Raw genomic sequence first — 19,785 nt, 5'->3', positions numbered from 1 at the left:
CCGGCCGGTCAGGTCACCGGGACCAGCCCGTTCTCGCCCAGGCGCGACAGCACGCCCGACCGGATGCCGAAGCGGAAGCCGTGCAGGGCCAGTTGTCCGGCGGCCACCGGCTCGGCGATCCAGGGAAAGGTCAGCAGGTTGGCCAGCGCCAGGCGGACGATCTCGACCTCGTAGTGGTCCAGGATCGCATCTGGGTCGGTGACGTCAGGCGGGGGCGGGGGGACTGATCGGCCCATGCTCATCCAGGGTTCGACGAAATCGCGCGCCTCGGCCGGCGCCCCCTGGACCATGGCGGCGACACCGCCGCACTGGGCGTGGCCCAGCACCACGATGTTCTCCACCTTCAGGACACGCACGCCGAACTCCAGCGCCGCACTGGTGCCGTGATAGACGCCGTCGGGGCTGTAGGGCGGCACCAGCCCGGCCACGTTGCGCACCACGAACAGCTCGCCCGGCGCGGCATCGAACACCGTTTGCGGGTCGACGCGCGAATCCGAGCAGGCGACGATCAGGGTCTTCGGTCGCTGGCCGCGGCGGGCGAGCTGCTCGTAGCGGGCACGCTCGCTGGGCCAGACTTCGGAACGGAAGCGGCGATAGCCGTCCAGCAGTTCATCCAAGGTTTCAACTCCAGCCTATCGCGGGGGGATGGGTAGCACCGCCGCGGTGGCCGAGGCCAGGGGCGCGGCCACCGGTCGCGCCGCACCCGGCGCTTGCCTCGGCACGCGGGCGATGGATTGATCCTGTCCCTTGACGCTCGTGGAGATCATCCCTGCCCATCGAACAATGGCTCGCTTTCGTCGCTGCCTCGGCGGTCCTGGTCGCAATTCCCGGGCCGACCGTGCTGCTGGTCGTCTCCTACGCGCTGGGCCATGGGCGGCGCTCGGCCGCCGCGACCGTGGCCGGCGTGGCGCTCGGCGACACCACGGCCGTCATCGCCTCGCTGCTGGGGCTGGGTGCCTTGCTGGCCGCGTCCGCAATGCTGTTCACGGTCCTGAAATGGGTGGGGGCGGCCTACCTCGTCTATCTCGGCGTGAAGCTGTGGCGGGCGCCGGTGTCGGCCAACGGCATCCCGGCCGCACCGCCCGCTCCACCCTGGAAGATCTTCCTGCACGCATATGGCGTGACGGCACTCAATCCCAAGGGGATCGTCTTCTTCGTGGCCTTCCTGCCGCAGTTCGTCGACCGCGGCGGCGATGTCGCCTGGCAGCTTCTGATCCTGGGCTCGAGCTTCGTGGTGATCGCCACCGTAAACGCGCTCGCCTATGCCCTGCTGGCGGCAGGCGCGCGCCGCGCGGTTCGCCGGCCGTCCGTGCAGCGGGCGGTCAATCGCACCGGCGGCGGCCTGCTGGTCGGGGCGGGGCTGCTGACCGCGCTCTGGGGCCGGCCGGCCTGACAGCATTCGCCGTGCCTTTTCTGATCCAGAGTGCAAGTCGCTGCACACAAAGGGGAGGCAAATCGCCGGCCGGCCGTCCATAATGGCAGTCCTTCCGCACTACTACGGGCCGGACCTCCGGGATGCTGCATCACACGCCGCTGATCGCCACCATCGTCGCTGGCCTCGGCCTTGCCTTCGTCCTGGGGGCGATTGCCCAGCGCTTCCGCATATCCCCGCTCGTCGGCTACCTGATGGCGGGAATCCTGGTCGGTCCCTTCACCCCGGGATTCGTGGCGGACCAGGGCCTGGCGAACGAGCTGGCGGAGATCGGCGTCATCCTGCTGATGTTCGGCGTCGGCCTGCATTTCTCGCTGGCGGACCTGCTGTCGGTCCGCGCCATCGCCATTCCGGGCGCCATCGCCCAGATCGCCGTGGCGACGATCCTGGGCATGGGGCTGGGCTGGGCGATGGGCTGGCCGCCGGGGGCGGGATTCGTGTTCGGACTGGCCCTGTCGGTCGCCAGCACGGTCGTGCTGCTGCGCGCGTTGCAGGAACGGCGGATGATCGACAGCGAGCGCGGCCGGATCGCGGTCGGCTGGCTGATCGTCGAGGATTTGGCGATGGTGATGGCGCTGGTGCTGCTGCCGGCCGTGGCCGGCCTGCTGGGCGGCAGCTTCGACCCGGCGACCCGGCCCGAGGACGGGCTGGCCACCATCGACATCGCCAAGACGATCGGCATCACGCTGGCCAAGGTCACGGCCTTCGTCGTGCTGATGCTGGTGGTCGGCCGCCGGGTCATCCCCTGGGTGCTGCACTACGTCGCCCATACCGGCTCGCGCGAACTGTTCCGGCTGGCGGTGCTGGCGCTGGCCTTGGGCGTGGCCTATGGCGCGGCGGCCCTCTTCGGCGTCTCCTTCGCGCTGGGCGCCTTCTTCGCCGGCATGATCCTCAGCGAATCCCCGCTTTCGCATCGCGCGGCCGAGGAATCGCTGCCGCTGCGCGATGCCTTCGCGGTGCTGTTCTTCGTCTCGGTCGGCATGCTGTTCGACCCCAACATCCTGCTGCGCGACCCGCTGCCGCTCATCGGCACGGTGCTCATCATCGTGGGCGGCAAGTCGATCGCGGCCTTCCTGATCGTGCGTGCCTTCGGCCATTCCAAAGGGACGGCCCTCACCATCTCGGCCAGCCTGGCCCAGATCGGCGAGTTCTCGTTCATCCTGGCCGGGCTGGGCGTCAGCCTGCACATCCTGCCGGAGGCGGGGCGCAGCCTGATCCTGGCGGGGGCCATCCTGTCGATCCTGGTCAACCCCTTCATCTTCACCGCACTCGATCGCATGAAGGCGCGGGCAGAGCGCGCCATGGCCCAGGTCGACGCCGCCGTGGCGGCCGCCCGCCCGGCCCATCCGGAGCGGGACGAGCCGGCGCTCGTGGCCACCCGGCTGTCCGACCATGCCGTCATCGTCGGCTATGGCCGGGTCGGCAGCCTGCTCGGCGAGGGGCTGGTGGAGGCCGGCTGGCCGATCCTGGTGATCGAGGAACGCCAGACGGTGATCGACGAGCTGCGCGGCAAAGGGCGCGAGGTGATGGCCGGCAATGCCGCCGACGGCACGCTGCTGGGCCTAGCCGGCCTCGACCGCGCCCGCCGGCTGTTCGTCGCCATACCGGAGGCGTTCGAGGCCGGCCAGATCATCGCGCGCGCCCGGGCCGCGAACCCGGACCTGCAGATCGTCGCCCGCGCCCATTCCGATGCCGAGGTCGAGCATCTGAAGGGCCATGGCGCGGACCTGATCATCATGGGCGAGCGGGAGATCGCGCGCGCCATGCTGGCCCACGCGCTGGCCGACGTGGCGCCGGTTGGCGCCGCCAGGACGACCGCGCCGGCCGACGCCCAGGCCGAGGAACTGCTGCCCGACGAGCCGTCGCCGACCGCGCCGCGCGCGGCCTGACGGCGGCTTGCCCTTGACGCGGACCCTGGCGGGCGTAGCTGGATGGTAGCCACGTCCCCCTGGAGGTACGCCATGCATCGCCTTGCCGCCGGTTTCGTCCTCGCGCTGGCGCTGCCGGGCGCATTCGCCGTGGCACAGGAGGACTTCTCAGCCTGGCCGCTGCTGACGCCGTCCTTCCCAAGCACCGGCGGCGGCGGCGTGGTCATCGGCGGCTACAAGCCGGTGGTGAACGGCCCCGTCTGCACCACCGATTTCACCGCGACCGTGCCGAACGGCATGGTCATGCAGAACCGCGTGGAGTTCGACGCCGTCGCCATGCAGGGCGGGGTCCTGTGCACCAACGGCCGCTGGCAGTCGGCCGATGGCGGCGCCAGCGGCACCACGCCGCTGCGCGTCTTCATCAAGGACGGGGTGGCGCGCCGCTCTCCCTGATGCGGGCGGCCCCCACTTCCGTCGCGCCCGGCCCATGCTAGGGTAGCGCCCGGGCGGGGACCGGCCGGGGGGCCAAATGACGCGCATGCCGATTTCGCTGCGATTGCACCGGCTGCTGGACCCGACCGGCCGCGCCTCGCGGTCGGCGGGCTGGGTGAACCGGGTCCTGGCGGTGTGCATCGTCGCCAGTTCCATCATCGCCATCGTCGACACCGAACAGGCGATCAGCGACCTGGCGCCCGGCTTCTTCCTGTGGTCCGAGCGCATCTTCGGCGCCATCTTCCTGGCAGAGTATGTCGCCCGCATGATCGCGGTGGGCGAGGACCCGCGCTATCGCGGGTTGGCCGGCCGCCTGCGCTACGCCGTGACACCCATGGCGCTGATCGACCTGGTGGCGGTGCTGCCGCTGTTCCTGGGCGAGATCGCGGGCAACACCCAGATCGTGCGCCTGTTGCGGCTGTTCCGCCTGCTGCGCTTTTCGCGCCTGGGGCCGTTCTCGCGCGCGGCCACGATCCTGCTGATGACCCTGCGCGCGCGCCTGCCCGAACTGCTGCTGAGCCTGCTGGTGGCGCTCGTCGTGCTGATCTTCAGCGCCACGCTCATGTTCCTGATCGAGGGCGACGTGCAGCCGGCGGCCTTCGGCAGTATCCCGCGCGCCATGTGGTGGGCGATCGCCACCCTGACCACCGTCGGCTATGGCGACGTCTATCCGGTGACGGCGCTGGGGCGGATCCTGGCCGGCATGACGGCGCTGGCTGCCATCGGCCTGATCGCGGCCCCGACCGGCATCCTGGCGACCGCGTTTGCCGAGGCGCTGCGGCGCTATCATCATGAGCGTATGGAGCCGGTGGCGCCCGATGCGGGCCAGGAGGGGGCGGTGGCCCGGCCGCAACCATGACCGCCGCAACCATGATGATAACCGACGCCGCCCCGACGCTGGGCCGCTTCCTCGACACGGTCGCCGAACGGCATGCCGGCCGCACCGCTTGGTGGTATGGCGACCGCAGCGGCACCTTCGCCGACATGGCGCTCGCCAGCCGCCGGGTGGCGGGCGGGCTAGCCCGCCTGGGCATCGGCCGCGGCGACCGGGTGATGCTGTGGCTGCCCAACGGCCCGGCCTGGCTGGCCTTCTTCTTCGGGGCGGCGCGGCTGGGGGCGATCGTCTTCTGCGCCAACACCCGCTTCCGCCAGCGCGAGATGGCCGATCTCGTCGGGCGCGGCGGCGTGAAGGCGATCTGCCTGTGGCCGGGCTTCAAGGACATCGGCTTTCTCGACATCCTGGCCGCCGCCGACCCGGCCGCGTTCTCGCGGGTCGAAAGCGTCATCCTCCATGACGAGGGCGAGCCGGTGCCGCCCTTGCCGGCGGCCCTGGCCCATGCCCGGCGGCAGTCCTTCGCCGATCTCGCCGCGGCCCCGCCCTGGACGGGGGATGTGGACGATGCCGGGGCAGGAGCCGCGGTCTTCACGACATCGGGCACCACCAAGGCGCCGAAGTTCGTCCTGCACCCGCACCGCTCGCTGACCGCCCATGCCGCCCAGTCGGCCGCTGCCATGGGCTATTTCGTGCCGGGGCAGGCGACCTTGCAGTCGCTGCCGTTCTGCGGCGTGTTCGGCTTCTGCCAGGTCATGGCGAGCCTGGCAGCGGCGGCCCCCATGGCGATCCAGCCCTTCTTCGAGCCCGAGGCCGCGGTGGCGGCGATCGCCCGCCACCGGCTGACGGCGACGAACGCCACCGACGACATGCTGGAGCGCATGCTGGCGGCCGACCCGTCCGGCCGCCGTCTGGCCTCGCTCGGCCGTTGCGGCTTTGCCGCCTTCAAGGCGCCGGAGCGGCGCGACCTGGTGGATGCCTTCGACCGCTTCGGCACGCGGCTGCACGGCCTCTACGGCATGAGCGAGGTGCAGGCGCTCTACGCCATGCGTGGCCTGGACGATGCGGCCGGCCGCCGGGTGCTGGCCGGCGGCATGCCGGTGGCGCCGGGCGGCCGGGTGCGCGTGGTGGCCGCAGACGGCGAGGGCGCGGGCGAACGCGCGCTGCCCGATGGCGAGGCGGGGCTGCTGGAAACATCGGGTCCCAGCCTGATGGCCGAATACCTGGACAACCCGGCGGCGACGGCCGAGGCGCTGACCGCCGACGGTTTCCTGCGCACGGGCGACATCGGCTATCGCGAGCCGGATGGCAGCTTCGTCTACCTGACGCGGGCGGGCGACGTCATGCGGCTGGGTGGCTTCCTGGTCGCCCCGCGCGAGATCGAGGCCTTCCTGGAGGACGAGGCCGGGATCGTGCAGGCCCAGGTCGTGGCCGCCGACACCCCGGCCGGGCCGCGGGCCGTGGGCTTCGTCATCCTGGCCCCCGGGGCGATCCTCGACGAGGCGGCCGTGCAGGCGCGTGGTCGCGCCGTCCTGGCCCGCTACAAGGTACCGGCCCGTATCTTCGCGGTCGATGCCTTCCCCACGACCGAGAGCGCCAACGGCATGAAGATCCAGCGCGCCCGGCTGCGCGAGGAGGCGACGCGGCGGCTGGCGGCGGACGCCTGACTATTGCGCCCGGCCGGCGACCGGCCCCTGCGCCGACGCACAGACGCAGGCGGTGCCGGGCTGGACGGCCGTCGACATGCGGCAGGTGCCGGTGGTGGTGACGCAGTTGGCGGCCGTGCCGCCGCCGGCGCCGGTGCAGCGGCAGACCCGCTGCGCCTCCCACGCCGGCAGGCCGCGCGCCTGGTAGGACTGCACGCATTGCGGCGTGCAGGTGGCCGTCTGGCCCGCCACGGGCAGCGACGTCAGCAGGGCCATTATCGCAAAGGGCAGGCAGAAGGCCATGCGGATCATCGTCAGCACCCCGGATCGAAGGCGGGCATCACGTCGCGGTCGCTGCTGCGCAGCGTGTAGCTGACCACGTCGGGCTTGAAGCACAGCTCCAGCTCGGTTGGCGGAAAGCCCAGCTTCTCCTTCAACGCCACCTCGTATAGCGCGCGGGTCATGTAGTGGTACTTGATGCGCTTGGGCCCGGTGCCGTCGTCAGTATGGATGACGACGAAGCGGTAGCGGCGCGGATTGTGGTTCTCCTCGGGGTGGATGTAGATGCGGTAGCGCGGATCGTCGAAGAAGTGCATCAGCACGTCGTCGGCCGAGGCATAGATGTAGCCCTCGAAGACCTTGCGGTTCCAACTCTCCTCCAGCCGGGCGTTGACGTATTCGCGGCTGCGTCGCTGCTGGTCGGGAAAGGCCACGAAGATCTGGACGTAGAAGAACCAGAGGATGGCCACGGCGACCAGGACGATGGCGAAGATGGAGTTCATCCGCCAGTAGCGCCGCGACGTCTCGATGACGATGTCGCGCTGCTTGCGATCCTCGATCTTGGCATCCAGGCTCGCCAGCAGCCAGCGCTGGCCGAATACCGGTATGACGAGGGCAAAGAGGATGGCAAAGAATGCCGGCGCGCATTGCTGCGCCAGCAGGACCATCCGCTCGAACTGTTCCGTCTTGTCGAGCAGCGCGGTGATGTCGTTCATGGCCGACGCCTCGCGGGACCGCTTGAGGTGGCCAAGTATAAGCGCCGTCTATGATTCCACAAGCCGCTGTACTTGTTGAATTATTGGTTTCACTCGGCGGTTCTGTTTCGCCGCCAGATGGTGCCGAGCGACGGCGACGGGACTGCCGGATCGTCCGGAATCTGCTAGAGAAGCGGGCATGACCATGGCCCCGCCCGAAGCACCCGCCAGCGCCGACGTCGTCATCGTCGGTGGTGGCATCGTCGGTTCCGCCACCGCCTATTTCCTGACCCGGGACCCCGCCTGGAGCGGCCGGGTCGTGGTGGTGGAGCGCGACGGCACCTATGCCCGCGCGTCGACCCCGCGCTCGGCCGGGTCGATCCGCCAGCAGTTCTCGACGCCCGAGAACATCCGCATGTCGCAGTTCGGCATGGGCTTCCTGCGCCGCCTCGACGAGCATCTGGCGGTCGACGGCGACCCGGTGGATGTCAGCTTCCGCGAGAACGGCTACCTGTTCCTGGCCAGCGAAAGTGGGATGCCGGTGCTGGAGGCCAACCACGCGGTGCAGCGCGCCTGCGACGCCGCGGTCGAACTGCTCGACCCGGCCCAGCTTGTGGCGAAGTTCCCGTGGCTCTCGACCGACGGCATTGCGGCCGGCTCCTTCGGCACCGCCAACGAGGGCTGGTTCGACCCCTATACGCTGCTGATGGCCTTCCGCCGCAAGGCGCGCGCCCAGGGTGCGGTCTATGTCGAGGACGAGGTGGTCCTGGTCGAGCGCGACGGCGCCGGCACCGCGGTCACGGCGGTCGGCCTGGCATCGGGCGGGCGCATCGCCTGCGGCACCATGGTGTGCGCGGCCGGCCCCAATGCCGGGCGGGTCGCGGCATTGGCGGGGGTGGCGCTGCCGGTCGCCCACCGCAAGCGCTTCGTCTATGTCTTCGACTGCAAGGACCGCTTCCCGACGATGCCGCTGGTGATCTGCCCCAACGGGGTCTGGGTGCGGCCCGAGGGCGCGGCCTATGTCTGCGGCACCTCGCCGCCGGAGGCCGAGGACCCGGACTGCGACGACCTCGAGATCGACTACGCCATGTTCGACGATGTCGTCTGGCCGACGATCGCCGAGCGCATTCCCGCCTTTGAGGCGATCAAGCTGTCGAACGCCTGGGCCGGTCACTACGACTTCAACACCGTGGACCATAACGGCATCATCGGCCGCCATCCCGAGGTGACGAACCTCGTATTCGCCAACGGCTTCTCGGGCCACGGGCTGCAGCAGGCGCCGGCCACCGGCCGGGCGGTATCGGAGCTGATCCTGCATGATGGCTTCACCACGCTCGACCTGTCGCGCTTCGCCTATACCCGCTTCGCCGAGGGCCGGCTGGTCCACGAACTGAACGTCGTCTGAGCCATCCTCCAGCGAAAGTCTTCCCCAGCATGATCCTCGACCAGGGCGAACTGGATCGCCGGTTCCTCGCCGCCTGCGCCGTCGCGCGCGAGGCCGGCGACCTTGCCCGCAGCTACTTCACCAACCGGGACAGCCTGAAGGTCGAGTTCAAGGGGCCGCAGGACTACCTGACGGCGGCCGATGGCGCCGTCGAGCGGCTGATCGTGGCCCGCCTGGGGGCGGCGTTCGCCGGCGACACCTTCCTGGGCGAGGAGGGCGGCGGCACGGTCGGTCCCCGGCTCTGGGTCATCGACCCGATCGACGGCACCGCCAATTTCGCCCGCGGCATCGCGCTCTTCTGCATCGCGATCGCCTTCGTGGTGGATGGCCGCACGGAACTGGGCGTGATCTACGATCCGATCTCGCAGGAGATGTTCACCGCCGTCCGTGGCGGTGGGGCCACCTGCAACGGCCGGCCGATGCGGGTCAGCGATGCCGCCAGCCTGCGCAATGCGGTCATCGAGGTCGGCTGGTCCTCGCGCCTGCCGATCGCCGGATATCTCGACCTGCTCGACCGCGTGGTCGGCGCCGGCGCCAGCTTCCGCCGCGGCGGCTCGGGTGCGCTGGGCCTGGCCTACGTCGCCGACGGCCGCGTCGACGGCTATGTCGAGCTGCACATCAATGCCTGGGACTGCCTGGCCGCCCTGCTGATGATCGAGGAAGCGGGCGGTGTCACCAACGACTTCCTGGCGGGCGGCGAGGGCCTGGTGCGCGGCAACGCCGTGCTGGCCGCCGCACCCGGCATCCGGGACGCGCTGTCGCAGGCGAGCGGGATCGGATAAGGGGTTTCGCATCCCAGGGGCAATTTGTATTCGATATCGCATCACTGTATGCGATATCGGACGATGCGGACCGCAGCGAAAGATACGTCCGGCCTCCTGGGCCAAGCCTGGCTGCGACAACAGTTGGGCTTGGCCGTGCCCCCGCCAGCGAGCGAGGCACGGCTCTTCGCTGGCGCCCGGCGCACCGAGACCGACGGCGACCGCACGATAGAACTCTATCCGCCGGGATACGCCGTCGAGAGCGAGGTGGTCGCCCATCTGCGCTTCGCGTTGCGCCACGAGCCAACGGACATCGGCATCATGGTTGCTGCCATGAAGGCGATCGATCCGGCGGTGATAGAAGGCTGGGTCCTCTCCGAGCCCAGCGGCGCGTTCAGCCGCCGGGCCTGGTTCTTCTATGAGACCTTCGTCGGCCGCATGCTCGATCTACCGGACGCGGCCGGCGGCAATTATGTGGGTGCGCTCGACCCTGGCCGGCACATCGTCGCCGGGCGCCGCAACAGCCGCCGGCACCGCGTGGTCGACAACCTGCTGGGCGGTCGCGGGCTTTGCCCGGTGGTGCGGCGCACGGCCCGTCTGAAGCGCCAGATGGATCTGGCCGTCGATGGCGAGGCGCGCGCCCTGGTGGCCGCGGCCGACCCGGCGGTGCTGGCGCGCGCGCTGGGCTATCTCTACGCCAAGGAGACGCGATCCTCCTTCGCGATCGAGGGAGAGACGCCGAGCGCCGGGCGGGTAGAGCGTTTCGTCGCGGCCCTGCGCGCGGCGCCCCGTCTCGATCCGACCGACAAGGCCGCCATGGTCGCGTTGCAGGCCGCGATCGTCGATCCGCGCTACGCCGCCGACGACTGGCGGGACTTTCAGACCTTTGTCGGCGAGACCATGGGGGGCCATCGGGAGGTGGTTCACTATGTCTGTCCGCGGCCAGAGGACGTGCCGGGGCTCATGGAGGGCTGGGCCACTTTGTTCGACCGGCTGATGGATCCTGCCATCGATCCCGTCGCGGCGGCCGCCGTCGCATCCTTCGCCTTCGTGTTCATCCATCCGTTCGAGGATGGCAACGGGCGTATCCACCGCCTGCTGATCCACCATGTGCTGGCCCGCCGGGGGTATAGTCCGGATGGTCTGGTCCTGCCGGTGTCGGCCGCAATCATGCGGGATCGCCGCGGCTACGATCGCGTTCTGGAGGGATTCTCGGGCCCGCTGTCGGGCTTGGTCGACTGGCGCTGGACGGGAGATCGCGAGGTCGTCGTCGCCAACGCCACGGGCGACCTCTACCGCTACTTCGATGCGACGGCTTTTGCCGAGTACCTCCACGAGCGCGTGCTGGATGCCGTCCGCCGGGATCTGGGGGAGGAGCTCGACTTCATCGCCCTTTTCGACCGCGCGCTGGCGTCGGTCCGGTCGCTGGTCGACATGCCGGATCGGCGGGCCGTCCTTCTGGTGCAACTCTGCCTGCAGAACGACGGCAGGCTGTCTGCGGCCAAGCGGCCGCTGTTTGCCGAACTGTCGGCGGGGGAAGTGTCGGCGATCGAAGCCGCCATTCAGGGCGCGATGGCGGGCCGATAGCGCCGTCAGTCTTCCTTCGGGTCGAAGGCATCCCGCAGGCCGTCGCCCAGGAGGTTGAGGGCCAGCACGACGGCGACGATGGCCAGGCCCGGCCACCAGGACATCCAGGGCGCCTGGCCGATGAAGTTGCGGGCGACGTTCAGCATCGATCCCCAGGAGGGCGCCGGCGGCTGCTGGCCGAGGCCGAGGAACGACAATGCGGCCTCGGCGATGATGGCGGACGCCATCGCCAGCGTCGCCTGCACCATGATCGGCGGCAGGATGTTGGGCAGGACGTGGCGGATGGCGATGCGCATCGGCGGGTTGCCCAGCGCGCGCGCGGCCTCGACATAGTCCTCGACCGTGACGGCCAGCACCTGGCCGCGCGTCAGCCGGATGAAGACCGGCATGGCGGTGATGCCGATGGCGATCATGGCGTTGGTCAGGCTGGGGCCGAGGAAGGCCGCCATGGCGATGGCGAGGATCAGTCCGGGACAGGCGAGCAGGCCGTCGGTGATGCGCATCAGCAGGCCGTCGACCCAGCCCCGTGCATAGCCCGATAGCAGGCCCAGCGGCACGCCGATGGCGACGGCGATTGCCACCGACACGACGCCGGCCAGCAGCGAGGCCCGGGCGCCCCAGACGACGCGCGAGAAGACGTCGCGGCCGATCTCGTCCGTGCCGAACCAGTAGAGCGCCGATGGCGGCTTGCGCACGAGCAGGAAGTTGGTCTTCAGCGGGTCGTAGGGGGCGACCCAAGGGGCCGCCAGGGCCACCAGCACGAAGATCGCGAAGACGACGAGGCCCACCATCGCCGCCTTGCGCCGCCGCAGCCGGCGCCACGCCCGGAAGCGGTCACGCGGCGCCTGCCCCGCGGTTGCGACGAGGGGAGCGGCCGCGGTCATCCGCGCATCCTCGGATTGACCAGGAAATAGATCAGGTCGGCCACCAGGTTGAGGAGGATGAAGGCCAGCGCCGTCACCAGAACCACCCCCTGGACCACGGCATAGTCGCGGTTGAAGACGGCATCGACGATCAGCTTGCCGAAGCCGGGGATCGAGAACACCTGCTCGGTCAGGACGGCCCCGCCCAGCAATTCACCGAGCTGGATCGCCCCCAGCGTCACCACCGGCACCAGGGCGTTGCGCAGCGCATGGCGGCGCACGACCCGCTTCTCGGCCAGGCCCTTGGCGCGCGCGGTGCGGATGTAGTCCGCGTTCAGCACCGTCAGCATGGCCGAGCGGGTGTGGCGCATCAGGACGGCGGCGACGCCAGAGCCCAGCACGAAGGACGGCATGGCGAGGGCCGCCAGGTTGCCGACCGGGTCCTCCCACGGGCTGACATAGCCCGATGCCGGCAACCAGCCGAGCTGCACCGAGAAGAAGAGGATCATCATGATCCCCAGCCAGAAATTGGGGATCGACAGGCCGGCCAGGCCGATCGCGCTGGCCGTCCAGTCCCAGATGGTGTCGCGCTTCACGGCTGCCACGATGCCGGCGGGCACGCCGATGGCGACGGCCCACAGCATCGACAGGATCGCCAGCTCGGCCGTCACCCACAGCTTGGTGGCGATCAGGCCGCCGACCGATTCCTTGAGCCGGATAGACTCGCCCAGGTCGCCCTGGAGGAGGCGCAGGACCCAGTCGCCGTACTGCACCCAGATCGGCTCGTCGAGCCGGTAGAGCTCGCGCATGTAGGCGATGACCTGCGGGTCGCGGTCCTCCCCCGCCAGCAGCAGCGCGGGGTCCCCCGGCAGCAGCAGTTGCAGCCCGAAGACGATGAAGGAGACGACCAGCAGCGTCGGCAGGGCGACGAGCAGGCGGCGCGCGATGAAGGCCGGAAGGCTGCCCATGGACGGGCGTGGGGACGCCGCGCGCCCCGGCTCAGCCCGCCTTCAGCCCCTGCACCCGCACCAGCCCGTCCGGCGGCGCCTGGAAGCCCTGCAACTTGGTCGACAGGCCGTAGAACCAAGTGCGGTGGTAGAGATAGACGCGCGGCATGTCGGCCTGATGGATCTTCATCGCCTGCTCGTAGGCGGCCATGCGGCGCTCGCGGTCGTTGGTCGAGCGCGCCTCCTTCAGCCACCGGTCCATCTCGGGGTTGCAGTAGCGCCCGTCGTTCTGGGCCGCCTCGCAGGAGTTGAAGGTCCAGATGTTGCCGTCTGGGTCGACCCGGCCCGACCAGCCGATGAAATAGGCCTCGAAGTCGCCCTTGGCCGCCATCTGGAGGGAGGTCGCGAATTCCACCGTGCGCAGCTTCATGTCGATGCCGGCTTCCTGCAGCATCGCCTGGATGATCTGCGCCACCTGGGCGTTCTCGCTGCCCGACGGCAGGTTGGCGGTGAAGGAGAGGTTGGGCACGCCCGCCTCCTTCAGCAACTGCTTGGCCCGCGTCACGTCGCGCTTGGGGGCGGGCATCGACTTCACGTACCACGGGCTCTCGGGCGACACCCACTGGTTGCCGGCCTTGAACAGCCCCTCGAAGGCAACCTGGTTCAGGATGTCGCGGTCGATGGCGAGCTCGATCGCGCGCCGCACACGCGGGTCCTGGCCGAGCGGGGTCTTGGCGCGGTCGCCGTTGGCGATGTTGAAGCTGAGGCCGAGATAGCCCAGCTCGGTCGCCTGCACGAGCCGCAGGCGGTTGTTCTTCTTAACCGCCTCGACATCGGTCGCCGCCACCCGCTCCACCAGGTCGAGCTGGCCCGATTGCAGGTTGGCCAGGCGTACGGTGGCGTCGATCACCGGCTGGTAGACGATGCGGTCGAAATGGATGTTGGCCTTGTCCCAATAGTCGGCGAAGCGCTCGACCACGATGCGGTCTTGCTGGACGCGCTCCACCCACTTGTAGGGGCCGGCGCAGACCGGCGCGGAGCCGAACTTGTCGCCCATCGCCTGGGCCGCCTTGGGGGACATGATCATGCCGGCGCGGTCGGTGAACTGCGCCAGCAGCGGGGCGAAGGGCACCGACAGGTCGATGCGCACGGTAAGCGGGTCGACCACCGTGATGGCCGTGATCTGGCTGATCTCGCCCTTGCGGCGCGAGCCCGGAAAGTTCAGGTGCCGCTCCAGGCTGTACTTCACCGCGGCCGCGTCCATCGGCTCGCCGTCATGGAACTTCACGTTCGGGCGCAGCTTCATGGTCAGCTGCTTCTGGTCGTCCGACCACGCCCACTCGGTCGCAAGCTGCGGGATCAGCTTCTGGTCTTTGTCGATATCGAGCAGCTTGTCGCAGATGGACGAGAAGACGATGCGGCCGACGAAGGTGCGGGCCGTCGTCGGGTCCATCACGTCGGGGTCCTCGGCCAGGCCGATGCGCAGGGTGGTCTGCGCGCCGGCATGCCCGGCCAGCATGGGGCCAGCCAACATGCTCGCCGCGAAGGCGAGCGTGATCAGGCGCTTCATCTGTGATCTCCCCGTTCCTGCCTGCTGGGCTGGGCTGGCGTCTTGCGCGCCTGGCTCCGGTCCCCATCCGATGGCGGCGATGGTAAGCGCGGCCGGGCGGGATCGGCAACCCGCCACTTCGGCTACCGCAGCGGGAAGACGATGGGCAGCAACAGGACGGCGACCGCCAGCACGATCGCGTCCAGCGGCAGGCCCATCTTCCAGTAGTCCGAGAAGCGATAGCCGCCGGGGGCCAGGATCAGCGTGTTGTTCTGGTGCCCGAAGGGGGTGATGAAGTCGCAGGAAGCGCCGATCGCGACCGCCATCAGGAAGGCGTCGGGGTTGACGCCCAGTTGCTGGGCGATGCCGATGGCGATCGGCGCCATGACGATGACGGTCGCGGCATTGTTGAGGGCCGGCGTCAGCACCATCGTCGCGACCAGGACCAGTCCCAGCATGCCCCAGTCGGGCAGGCTGCCGCTGGCGCCCGCCACCCCGCCCGAGACGATCTCGGCCAGGCCGGTCGATTCCAGGATGCCCCCCACCGGGATCATGGCGCCCAGGAGGATGACCACCGGCCATTCGACGGATTCGTACAGGTCGCGCAGGGGCAGGATGCGGCAGGCGATCACGGCCAGCACGCCCAGCATGAAGGCGATCGGCGCCGGCAGCAGCTCCGCCGTGACGAGCCCGATCGCGGCCACCATGATCGCGACCGAGCTGTAGATCCGGAACGGCTGCAGCGCGATGCGACGGTTGGCGAGCGGCAGGCACCCCATCTCACGGATGGCGTCGGTCAGCCGGTCGGCGTCGCCTTCGAGCAGCAGCACGTCGCCGGGCGCGAAGGCCGTGTCGCGCACCCGCTGCGCCACCGGCCGACCGCGGCGCGACAGGGCCAGCAGGTTGACGGCAAACCGCGCGCGCAGGCGCAGGCTGCGGGCGGTGGCACCCTGGATCCAGCTCGTCGGCGGCACGATCACCTCGGCGGTGTCGATGGCCGCGGGCTCGGCCGGTTTCTCCTCCAGGCCGGCGCTGGTGTGGGCGGCGACCAGTTCCAAGGCGCCGCTGCGCACCAGGCCCTGCAGCAGCTCGGCTTCGGCCTGCACCAGCATTTCGTCGCCGGCCGTCAGGATCGTGGTCGGGAAGCGACCGCGCAGCCGCAGTCCCTGGCGCGACAAGGTGACGACGAAGAGCCGGTCGTCGTTGGCGTCCTCGATCGCCTGCACGGTCTGGCCGGCCAGCTCCGATCCGGCGGCGACCCGCACTTCGGTCACATAATGGCCGACGTCGAACTGCTCCATGGCCGAGGCTTGGCCCTTGCGGTCGGTCGGCATCAGGAAGCGGGCCACCACGACCATGTAGGCGATGCCGGCCGCGGTGATTGCGATGCCGACGGGCGCGAAATCGAACATGTCGAACGCCGGCTGGCCATAGCGGTCGCGGAACCCCGCCGCCAGGAGGTTGGGTGGCGTGCCGATCAGCGTGCACATGCCGCCCAGCATGGTGGCGAAGGACAGCGGCATCAGGACCAGGGCCGGTGACGAGTTGAAGCGCCGGGCGCCGGCGATGGCGATCGGCATCATGATCGCGAGCGCGCCGACATTGTTCATGAAGGCCGACAATGCCGCACCGACGATGCACAGCAGTGCGGTCTGCTGCATCGGGGTCGAGACGATGCGGTCGATGCGCTGGCCGACCAGGGCGACCACGCCCGAGCGCGCCAGCGCCTGGCTCAGCACCAGCACGGCGGCCACCGTGATGACAGCGGCATTGCCGAAGCCCGCGAAGGCCTTGTCGGGCTCCACCAGCCCGGCCACGACGCAGGCCGCCAACGCGGTCAGCGCGACGATGTCGTAGCGCACGCGGTCCCAGACGAACCCGGCCAGCGTCAGGCCGAAGATGGCGATCGCGAGTATCTGCGGCGTGGTCATGCGAAGCGGTCCCCCGGCTGCCGCCCCGGTCAACGAGGCGGACGATGGCGGGTTCCGGGGCTATGCCTCGCCCAGCAGCCGGTTGCGTCGGCACCAGCGCACGAGCATCGGCATGGCGACGGCCGCCAGCCCGGCGGTGAGGCCGATCCACACACCCACCGGCCCCAGGCCCAGCGGGAAGGTCAGCAGGATGCCGAAGGGCAGGCCCAGCCCCCAATAGCCGATGGCCGCCAGGATCATCGGTACCCTGGTGTCGTGCAGGCCGCGCAGCATGCCGGCGCACACCGCCTGGCCGCCGTCGGCGATCATGAACAGCGCGGAATAGCCCAGCAGCAGGATCGCCAGGGCGACGGCGGCCGCATTCTCCGGCCGGGCGCGGTCCAGGAACAGGCCGACCAGCGGCCCCGGCATCAGCGTCATCGCCAGGGCGCTGGTGCACATGAAGGCGCCGGCAATCGCCAGGGCGCACCAGCCGGCCCGCCCTACGGCGGCGGCATCGCCGGCCCCCCGGGCGCGGCCGACGCGGATCGTCGCCACCTGGCCCAGGCCCAGCGGCACCATGAACACCAGGGAGACGATCTGGATGGCGATCGCGTGGGCCGCCAGCGCGTCGGCGCCGATGCGCCCCATCATCATGGCCGCGGCATAGAAGATCGAGGTCTCCAGCGCGAAGGTGATCGCCATTGGGATGCCCAGGCGCCACATCTGGCGCAGTCGCGGCCAGTCCGGCCGCCAGAAGCGCCCGAAGATGCGATAGCGGCGGAAGGCCGGATGACGCGTCAGCACGATCGCCATGCCGGCGAACAGCACCAGGCTGGAGCAGGTGGTGGAGATGCCGGCCCCGGTCAGCCCCATCGCCGGCAGGCCGAGCCGGCCGAAGATCAGCGCCCAGCCGGCCCCGGCATTGGCCAATATGGCGAAGGCTGCCACCAGCAGCGTCCAGCGCGGCCGCTGCATCGTCGCCAGCAGCGAACGCAGGACGAGGTATCCCAGATAGGGCAGCAGCGCCCATTGCAGGCTGTGCATGTAGCCGCCGGCGACGGCCGCCAGATCGGGCCGCTGGCCGAACGCGATCAGGATAGGCTCCGCCTGCCACAGCAGCAGCCATACCGGCAGGCAGATCAGCACGGCACTCCACAACCCCTGGCGGACGGTGCGCCGCACCTCTCGCACGACATGCCGGCCGCGCCCCAGGATGGTCGCCAGCATCGGCATGGTGGCCGACACCAGCCCCATGCAGAAGATCATGACCGCGTGATAGAGGCTGGTCGCCATGGCGGCCGCTGCCAACTGGTCCGGGCCCAGCGTGCCGATATAGACGAGGTTGATGGCGTTCAGCGCCGCCTGGGACAGGTTGGTCAGGATCAGCGGCCAGGCGAGTGCCAGCGTGGCGACGGCCTCGCGCCGCCAAGGGGCGGACGGGGCCTCGCGCCGCCATGGGGCGGCAGGGGAAGCGGATGCGGGCATCGCGGGCGTGGGATCGGGCAACGGGGGACTCGGGCGGGCCGGTGGGGTGCGCAATCTCCGGCCTTTCCCGCCCTCCGGCAATCCCGGGGTTCCCGTTCCGACTGAATCGATATATTGCTTCGAATATATCGTATCCGGGAGATGGATCATGCGGCTCGGCTTCGTTTCGGTGGTGGCGTGGATGGCGCTTGCGGTGGGGCTGGTGCAGCCGGCCGCGGCCCAGCAGCGCGGCGTGCTCGTCTTCGCCGCCGCCAGCATGAAGACGGCGTTGGACGAGGCGGTGGCCGAATGGGGCCGGCGCGGCGGCGCCCCGGCCAAGGTCTCCTACGCCGCCAGCTCCGCGCTGGCCCGGCAGATCGAGCAGGGCGCGCCGGCCTCCGTCTTCCTGTCGGCGGACCTCGACTGGATGAACTATCTTCAGCAGCGCAAACTGATCCGGGCGGAAAGCCGGGCCAACCTGCTCGGCAACAGCATCGTCCTGGTCGCGCCGAAGGACTCGGCCGCCAAGGGCACCGTCGGCCCGGGCCTCGACCTGGCCGGCCTGCTGGGCGGCGGGCGCATGGCCATGGGGCAGGTGGATTCGGTGCCGGCCGGCAAGTACGGCAAGGCGGCGCTGGAGAAGCTGGGGCTATGGCCGGCGGTGGCCGACAAGCTGGCCCAGACCGAGAACGTACGGGCCGCCCTGCTGCTGGTTGCCCGTGGCGAGACGCCGCTCGGCATCGTCTACGCGACGGATGCGGCGGCCGAGCCCAACGTGCGCATCGTCGGCACCTTCCCGGCCGACAGCCATCCGCCGATCATCTATCCGGTGGCACTCACCAAGGATTCCGTGCCGGAGGCGGCGGGCTTCGTCGCCTGGCTGCGCTCGCCGGAGGCCACGCCGTTCTTCGTCAAGCAGGGCTTCACGCCCCTGCGCTGACCTCCGGCCGGCGCCGGAAGGCACCCTGCAGGGCGGCCAGCCGCGGGTCGATCGCCACCGTTTCCGCCACGGCCGAGGGCAGGGGCGCCAGTTCCTGCCAGCGGTGGCAGGCGACGGCATGCCCGGCGGCGTCGGCCGTCAGGGCCGGGCTCTCCACCCGGCAGCGGTCGATCGCGTAGGGGCAGCGGGTGTGGAAGCGGCAGCCCGGTGGCGGCGCCATCGGGCTCGGCACGTCGCCCTCGAGGATCGGCCGGTCGCGCTTCAGGCGCGGGTCGGCGACCGGGATCGCGGCCAGCAATGCCGCCGTGTAAGGGTGGCGCGGTGCGGCATAGAGAGCGGGCTTGGGCGCCAGCTCGACGATCCGGCCCAGATACATGACCGCGACCCGGTCGGCGACATGGCGCACGACGCCCAGGTCGTGCGAGACGAAGAGATAGGCCAGCCCCAGCCGCTGCTGGATGTCCTGGAGCAGGTTCACCACCTGGGCGCGGATCGACACGTCGAGCGCGGACACCGGCTCGTCGCCCACCAATAGCTGCGGCCCGGCTGCCAGCGCCCGGGCGATGCCGATGCGCTGGCGCTGCCCGCCCGAGAATTCGTGCGGGTAGCGCCGCGCATGCTCCGGCGCCAGCCCGACCAGGTGCAACAGCTCGACCACCCTGGCCTCGGCTGCCCGCCCGCGCGCCAGCCCATGCAGCATCAGCGGCTCGCCCACCATCTCGCCCACCGTCAGGCGCGGGTTGAGCGAGGCGTAGGGGTCCTGGAAGACGATCTGCATCTCGCGCCGCAGCGCCCGCAGGGGGCCGGGGGCGAGCGCGAAGATGTCCTGCCCCTTCCAGCGCACGGACCCGGCGGTCGGCTCGATCAGGCGCAGCACCAGCCGGCCCAGGGTGGACTTGCCGCAGCCGGATTCGCCGACGACGGCCAAGGTCTCGCCTGCCGCCAGCGTGAAGGACACGCCGTCCACCGCCTTCACCTGGCCCCGCACCCGTTGCAGGACGCCGCGGCGGACGGGGAAGTGCTTGGCGAGGTTGTCGACTTCGAGCAGCGCGGTCATGGTCGGGGCATCTTGC

General features: G+C 70.3%; 18 protein-coding genes. 9 read left to right on the top strand and 9 right to left on the bottom strand.

Annotation, left to right across the window (positions count from 1 at the left end):
* Positions 1–8 precede the first annotated feature (8 nt).
* A complete protein-coding gene (locus tag STVA_RS18965; RefSeq protein WP_123693185.1) occupies positions 9–617 on the bottom strand; it encodes a carbonic anhydrase in 609 nt (202 codons plus the stop codon).
* A 221-nt stretch (positions 618–838) separates the two neighbouring features.
* Between STVA_RS18965 and STVA_RS18960 the strand changes: the two genes are divergently transcribed.
* The 5 genes from STVA_RS18960 to STVA_RS18940 all read left to right on the top strand — a co-directional run bounded on the left by STVA_RS18960 (position 839) and on the right by STVA_RS18940 (position 6,291).
* The gene (locus tag STVA_RS18960) at positions 839–1,393 is read left to right on the top strand and encodes a LysE family translocator (RefSeq protein ID WP_420822798.1); all 555 of its coding nucleotides are present in this window, start codon (positions 839–841) and stop codon (positions 1,391–1,393) included.
* Between the two features lie 122 nt (positions 1,394–1,515).
* Positions 1,516–3,321, top strand: a complete 1,806-nt coding sequence (gene ybaL / locus STVA_RS18955; RefSeq protein ID WP_123693189.1) for a YbaL family putative K(+) efflux transporter — start codon at positions 1,516–1,518, stop codon at positions 3,319–3,321.
* A 72-nt stretch (positions 3,322–3,393) separates the two neighbouring features.
* The gene (locus tag STVA_RS18950; RefSeq protein WP_123693191.1) at positions 3,394–3,753 is read left to right on the top strand and encodes a hypothetical protein; all 360 of its coding nucleotides are present in this window, start codon (positions 3,394–3,396) and stop codon (positions 3,751–3,753) included.
* Between the two features lie 76 nt (positions 3,754–3,829).
* On the top strand, positions 3,830–4,651 hold the full coding sequence (locus tag STVA_RS18945; protein ID WP_197735677.1) for an ion transporter: 822 nt from the start codon (positions 3,830–3,832) through the stop codon (positions 4,649–4,651).
* On the top strand, positions 4,648–6,291 hold the full coding sequence (locus STVA_RS18940) for an AMP-binding protein (protein ID WP_123693193.1): 1,644 nt from the start codon (positions 4,648–4,650) through the stop codon (positions 6,289–6,291). Before STVA_RS18945 ends, STVA_RS18940 begins: the two co-directional genes overlap by 4 nt.
* On the opposite strand, the gene STVA_RS27725 is transcribed toward STVA_RS18940, so the two are convergent.
* Both STVA_RS27725 and STVA_RS18930 read right to left on the bottom strand, forming a co-directional pair.
* The gene (locus STVA_RS27725) at positions 6,292–6,582 is read right to left on the bottom strand and encodes a hypothetical protein (protein ID WP_170221606.1); all 291 of its coding nucleotides are present in this window, start codon (positions 6,580–6,582) and stop codon (positions 6,292–6,294) included.
* Between the two features lie 2 nt (positions 6,583–6,584).
* Complete coding sequence (locus STVA_RS18930; RefSeq protein ID WP_123693197.1) at positions 6,585–7,265, bottom strand: hypothetical protein; 681 nt, start codon at positions 7,263–7,265, stop codon at positions 6,585–6,587.
* A gap of 178 nt (positions 7,266–7,443) precedes the next feature.
* Here STVA_RS18930 and STVA_RS18925 point away from each other — a divergent pair, with 178 nt between their 5' ends.
* The 3 genes from STVA_RS18925 (at position 7,444) to STVA_RS18915 (ending at position 11,036) form a co-directional block, all read left to right on the top strand.
* Positions 7,444–8,649 (top strand): NAD(P)/FAD-dependent oxidoreductase, encoded by a 1,206-nt coding sequence (locus STVA_RS18925; RefSeq protein WP_245978456.1) that lies wholly within the window; start codon positions 7,444–7,446, stop codon positions 8,647–8,649.
* A gap of 29 nt (positions 8,650–8,678) precedes the next feature.
* Positions 8,679–9,470 (top strand): inositol monophosphatase family protein, encoded by a 792-nt coding sequence (locus STVA_RS18920; RefSeq protein WP_123693199.1) that lies wholly within the window; start codon positions 8,679–8,681, stop codon positions 9,468–9,470.
* Between the two features lie 135 nt (positions 9,471–9,605).
* A complete protein-coding gene (locus STVA_RS18915) occupies positions 9,606–11,036 on the top strand; it encodes a Fic family protein (protein ID WP_211345487.1) in 1,431 nt (476 codons plus the stop codon).
* Positions 11,037–11,041: 5 nt separating this feature from the next.
* Here the strand turns inward: STVA_RS18915 and STVA_RS18910 are convergent, their stop codons facing one another.
* The 5 genes from STVA_RS18910 to STVA_RS18890 form a co-directional block, all read right to left on the bottom strand.
* Positions 11,042–11,920 carry an ABC transporter permease gene (locus STVA_RS18910; RefSeq protein ID WP_123693201.1) on the bottom strand — a complete coding sequence of 293 codons (879 nt, stop codon included), beginning with the start codon at positions 11,918–11,920 and terminating at the stop codon, positions 11,042–11,044.
* Complete coding sequence (locus tag STVA_RS18905) at positions 11,917–12,867, bottom strand: ABC transporter permease (RefSeq protein ID WP_123693203.1); 951 nt, start codon at positions 12,865–12,867, stop codon at positions 11,917–11,919. The genes STVA_RS18910 and STVA_RS18905 overlap by 4 nt, the downstream gene beginning before the upstream one ends.
* A gap of 31 nt (positions 12,868–12,898) precedes the next feature.
* Entirely contained in the window at positions 12,899–14,416 is a 1,518-nt protein-coding gene (locus STVA_RS18900) for an ABC transporter substrate-binding protein (RefSeq protein ID WP_123693205.1), read from the bottom strand.
* 122 nt (positions 14,417–14,538) lie between these two features.
* Positions 14,539–16,326: an SLC13 family permease gene (locus STVA_RS18895; RefSeq protein WP_123693206.1), complete on the bottom strand. Its 1,788-nt coding sequence runs from the start codon at positions 16,324–16,326 to the stop codon at positions 14,539–14,541.
* A 60-nt stretch (positions 16,327–16,386) separates the two neighbouring features.
* Positions 16,387–17,793, bottom strand: a complete 1,407-nt coding sequence (locus STVA_RS18890) for an MATE family efflux transporter (protein WP_123693208.1) — start codon at positions 17,791–17,793, stop codon at positions 16,387–16,389.
* A 148-nt stretch (positions 17,794–17,941) separates the two neighbouring features.
* On the opposite strand from STVA_RS18890, the gene modA reads away from it, so the two are divergent.
* Positions 17,942–18,712 carry a molybdate ABC transporter substrate-binding protein gene (gene modA / locus STVA_RS18885; protein WP_197735675.1) on the top strand — a complete coding sequence of 257 codons (771 nt, stop codon included), beginning with the start codon at positions 17,942–17,944 and terminating at the stop codon, positions 18,710–18,712.
* Here the strand turns inward: modA and STVA_RS18880 are convergent.
* Positions 18,696–19,769, bottom strand: a complete 1,074-nt coding sequence (locus STVA_RS18880) for an ABC transporter ATP-binding protein (RefSeq protein ID WP_123693210.1) — start codon at positions 19,767–19,769, stop codon at positions 18,696–18,698. The genes modA and STVA_RS18880 overlap by 17 nt on opposite strands.
* Positions 19,770–19,785: the final 16 nt, after the last annotated feature.

Source organism: Stella humosa, assembly GCF_006738645.1.
Lineage (GTDB): Bacteria > Pseudomonadota > Alphaproteobacteria > ATCC43930 > Allostellaceae > Allostella > Allostella humosa.
The sequence above is the reverse complement of the archived record's forward strand: the minus strand, read 5'-3'. Positions and strand labels throughout refer to the sequence as shown.

What these genes read in the sequence shown, in the direction of transcription:
- ybaL (WP_123693189.1), top strand. Translation starts at nt 1,516, where the DNA reads ATGCTGCATCACACGCCGCTGATCGCCACCATCGTCGCTGGCCTCGGC.
- STVA_RS18950 (WP_123693191.1), top strand. Translation starts at nt 3,394, where the DNA reads ATGCATCGCCTTGCCGCCGGTTTCGTCCTCGCGCTGGCGCTGCCGGGC.
- STVA_RS18945 (WP_197735677.1), top strand. Translation starts at nt 3,830, where the DNA reads ATGACGCGCATGCCGATTTCGCTGCGATTGCACCGGCTGCTGGACCCG.
- STVA_RS18940 (WP_123693193.1), top strand. Translation starts at nt 4,648, where the DNA reads ATGACCGCCGCAACCATGATGATAACCGACGCCGCCCCGACGCTGGGC.
- STVA_RS27725 (WP_170221606.1), bottom strand. Translation starts at nt 6,582, where the DNA reads ATGATCCGCATGGCCTTCTGCCTGCCCTTTGCGATAATGGCCCTGCTG.
- STVA_RS18930 (WP_123693197.1), bottom strand. Translation starts at nt 7,265, where the DNA reads ATGAACGACATCACCGCGCTGCTCGACAAGACGGAACAGTTCGAGCGG.
- STVA_RS18925 (WP_245978456.1), top strand. Translation starts at nt 7,444, where the DNA reads ATGACCATGGCCCCGCCCGAAGCACCCGCCAGCGCCGACGTCGTCATC.
- STVA_RS18920 (WP_123693199.1), top strand. Translation starts at nt 8,679, where the DNA reads ATGATCCTCGACCAGGGCGAACTGGATCGCCGGTTCCTCGCCGCCTGC.
- STVA_RS18910 (WP_123693201.1), bottom strand. Translation starts at nt 11,920, where the DNA reads ATGACCGCGGCCGCTCCCCTCGTCGCAACCGCGGGGCAGGCGCCGCGT.
- STVA_RS18905 (WP_123693203.1), bottom strand. Translation starts at nt 12,867, where the DNA reads ATGGGCAGCCTTCCGGCCTTCATCGCGCGCCGCCTGCTCGTCGCCCTG.
- STVA_RS18900 (WP_123693205.1), bottom strand. Translation starts at nt 14,416, where the DNA reads ATGAAGCGCCTGATCACGCTCGCCTTCGCGGCGAGCATGTTGGCTGGC.
- STVA_RS18895 (WP_123693206.1), bottom strand. Translation starts at nt 16,326, where the DNA reads ATGACCACGCCGCAGATACTCGCGATCGCCATCTTCGGCCTGACGCTG.
- STVA_RS18890 (WP_123693208.1), bottom strand. Translation starts at nt 17,793, where the DNA reads ATGCCCGCATCCGCTTCCCCTGCCGCCCCATGGCGGCGCGAGGCCCCG.
- modA (WP_197735675.1), top strand. Translation starts at nt 17,942, where the DNA reads ATGCGGCTCGGCTTCGTTTCGGTGGTGGCGTGGATGGCGCTTGCGGTG.
- STVA_RS18880 (WP_123693210.1), bottom strand. Translation starts at nt 19,769, where the DNA reads ATGACCGCGCTGCTCGAAGTCGACAACCTCGCCAAGCACTTCCCCGTC.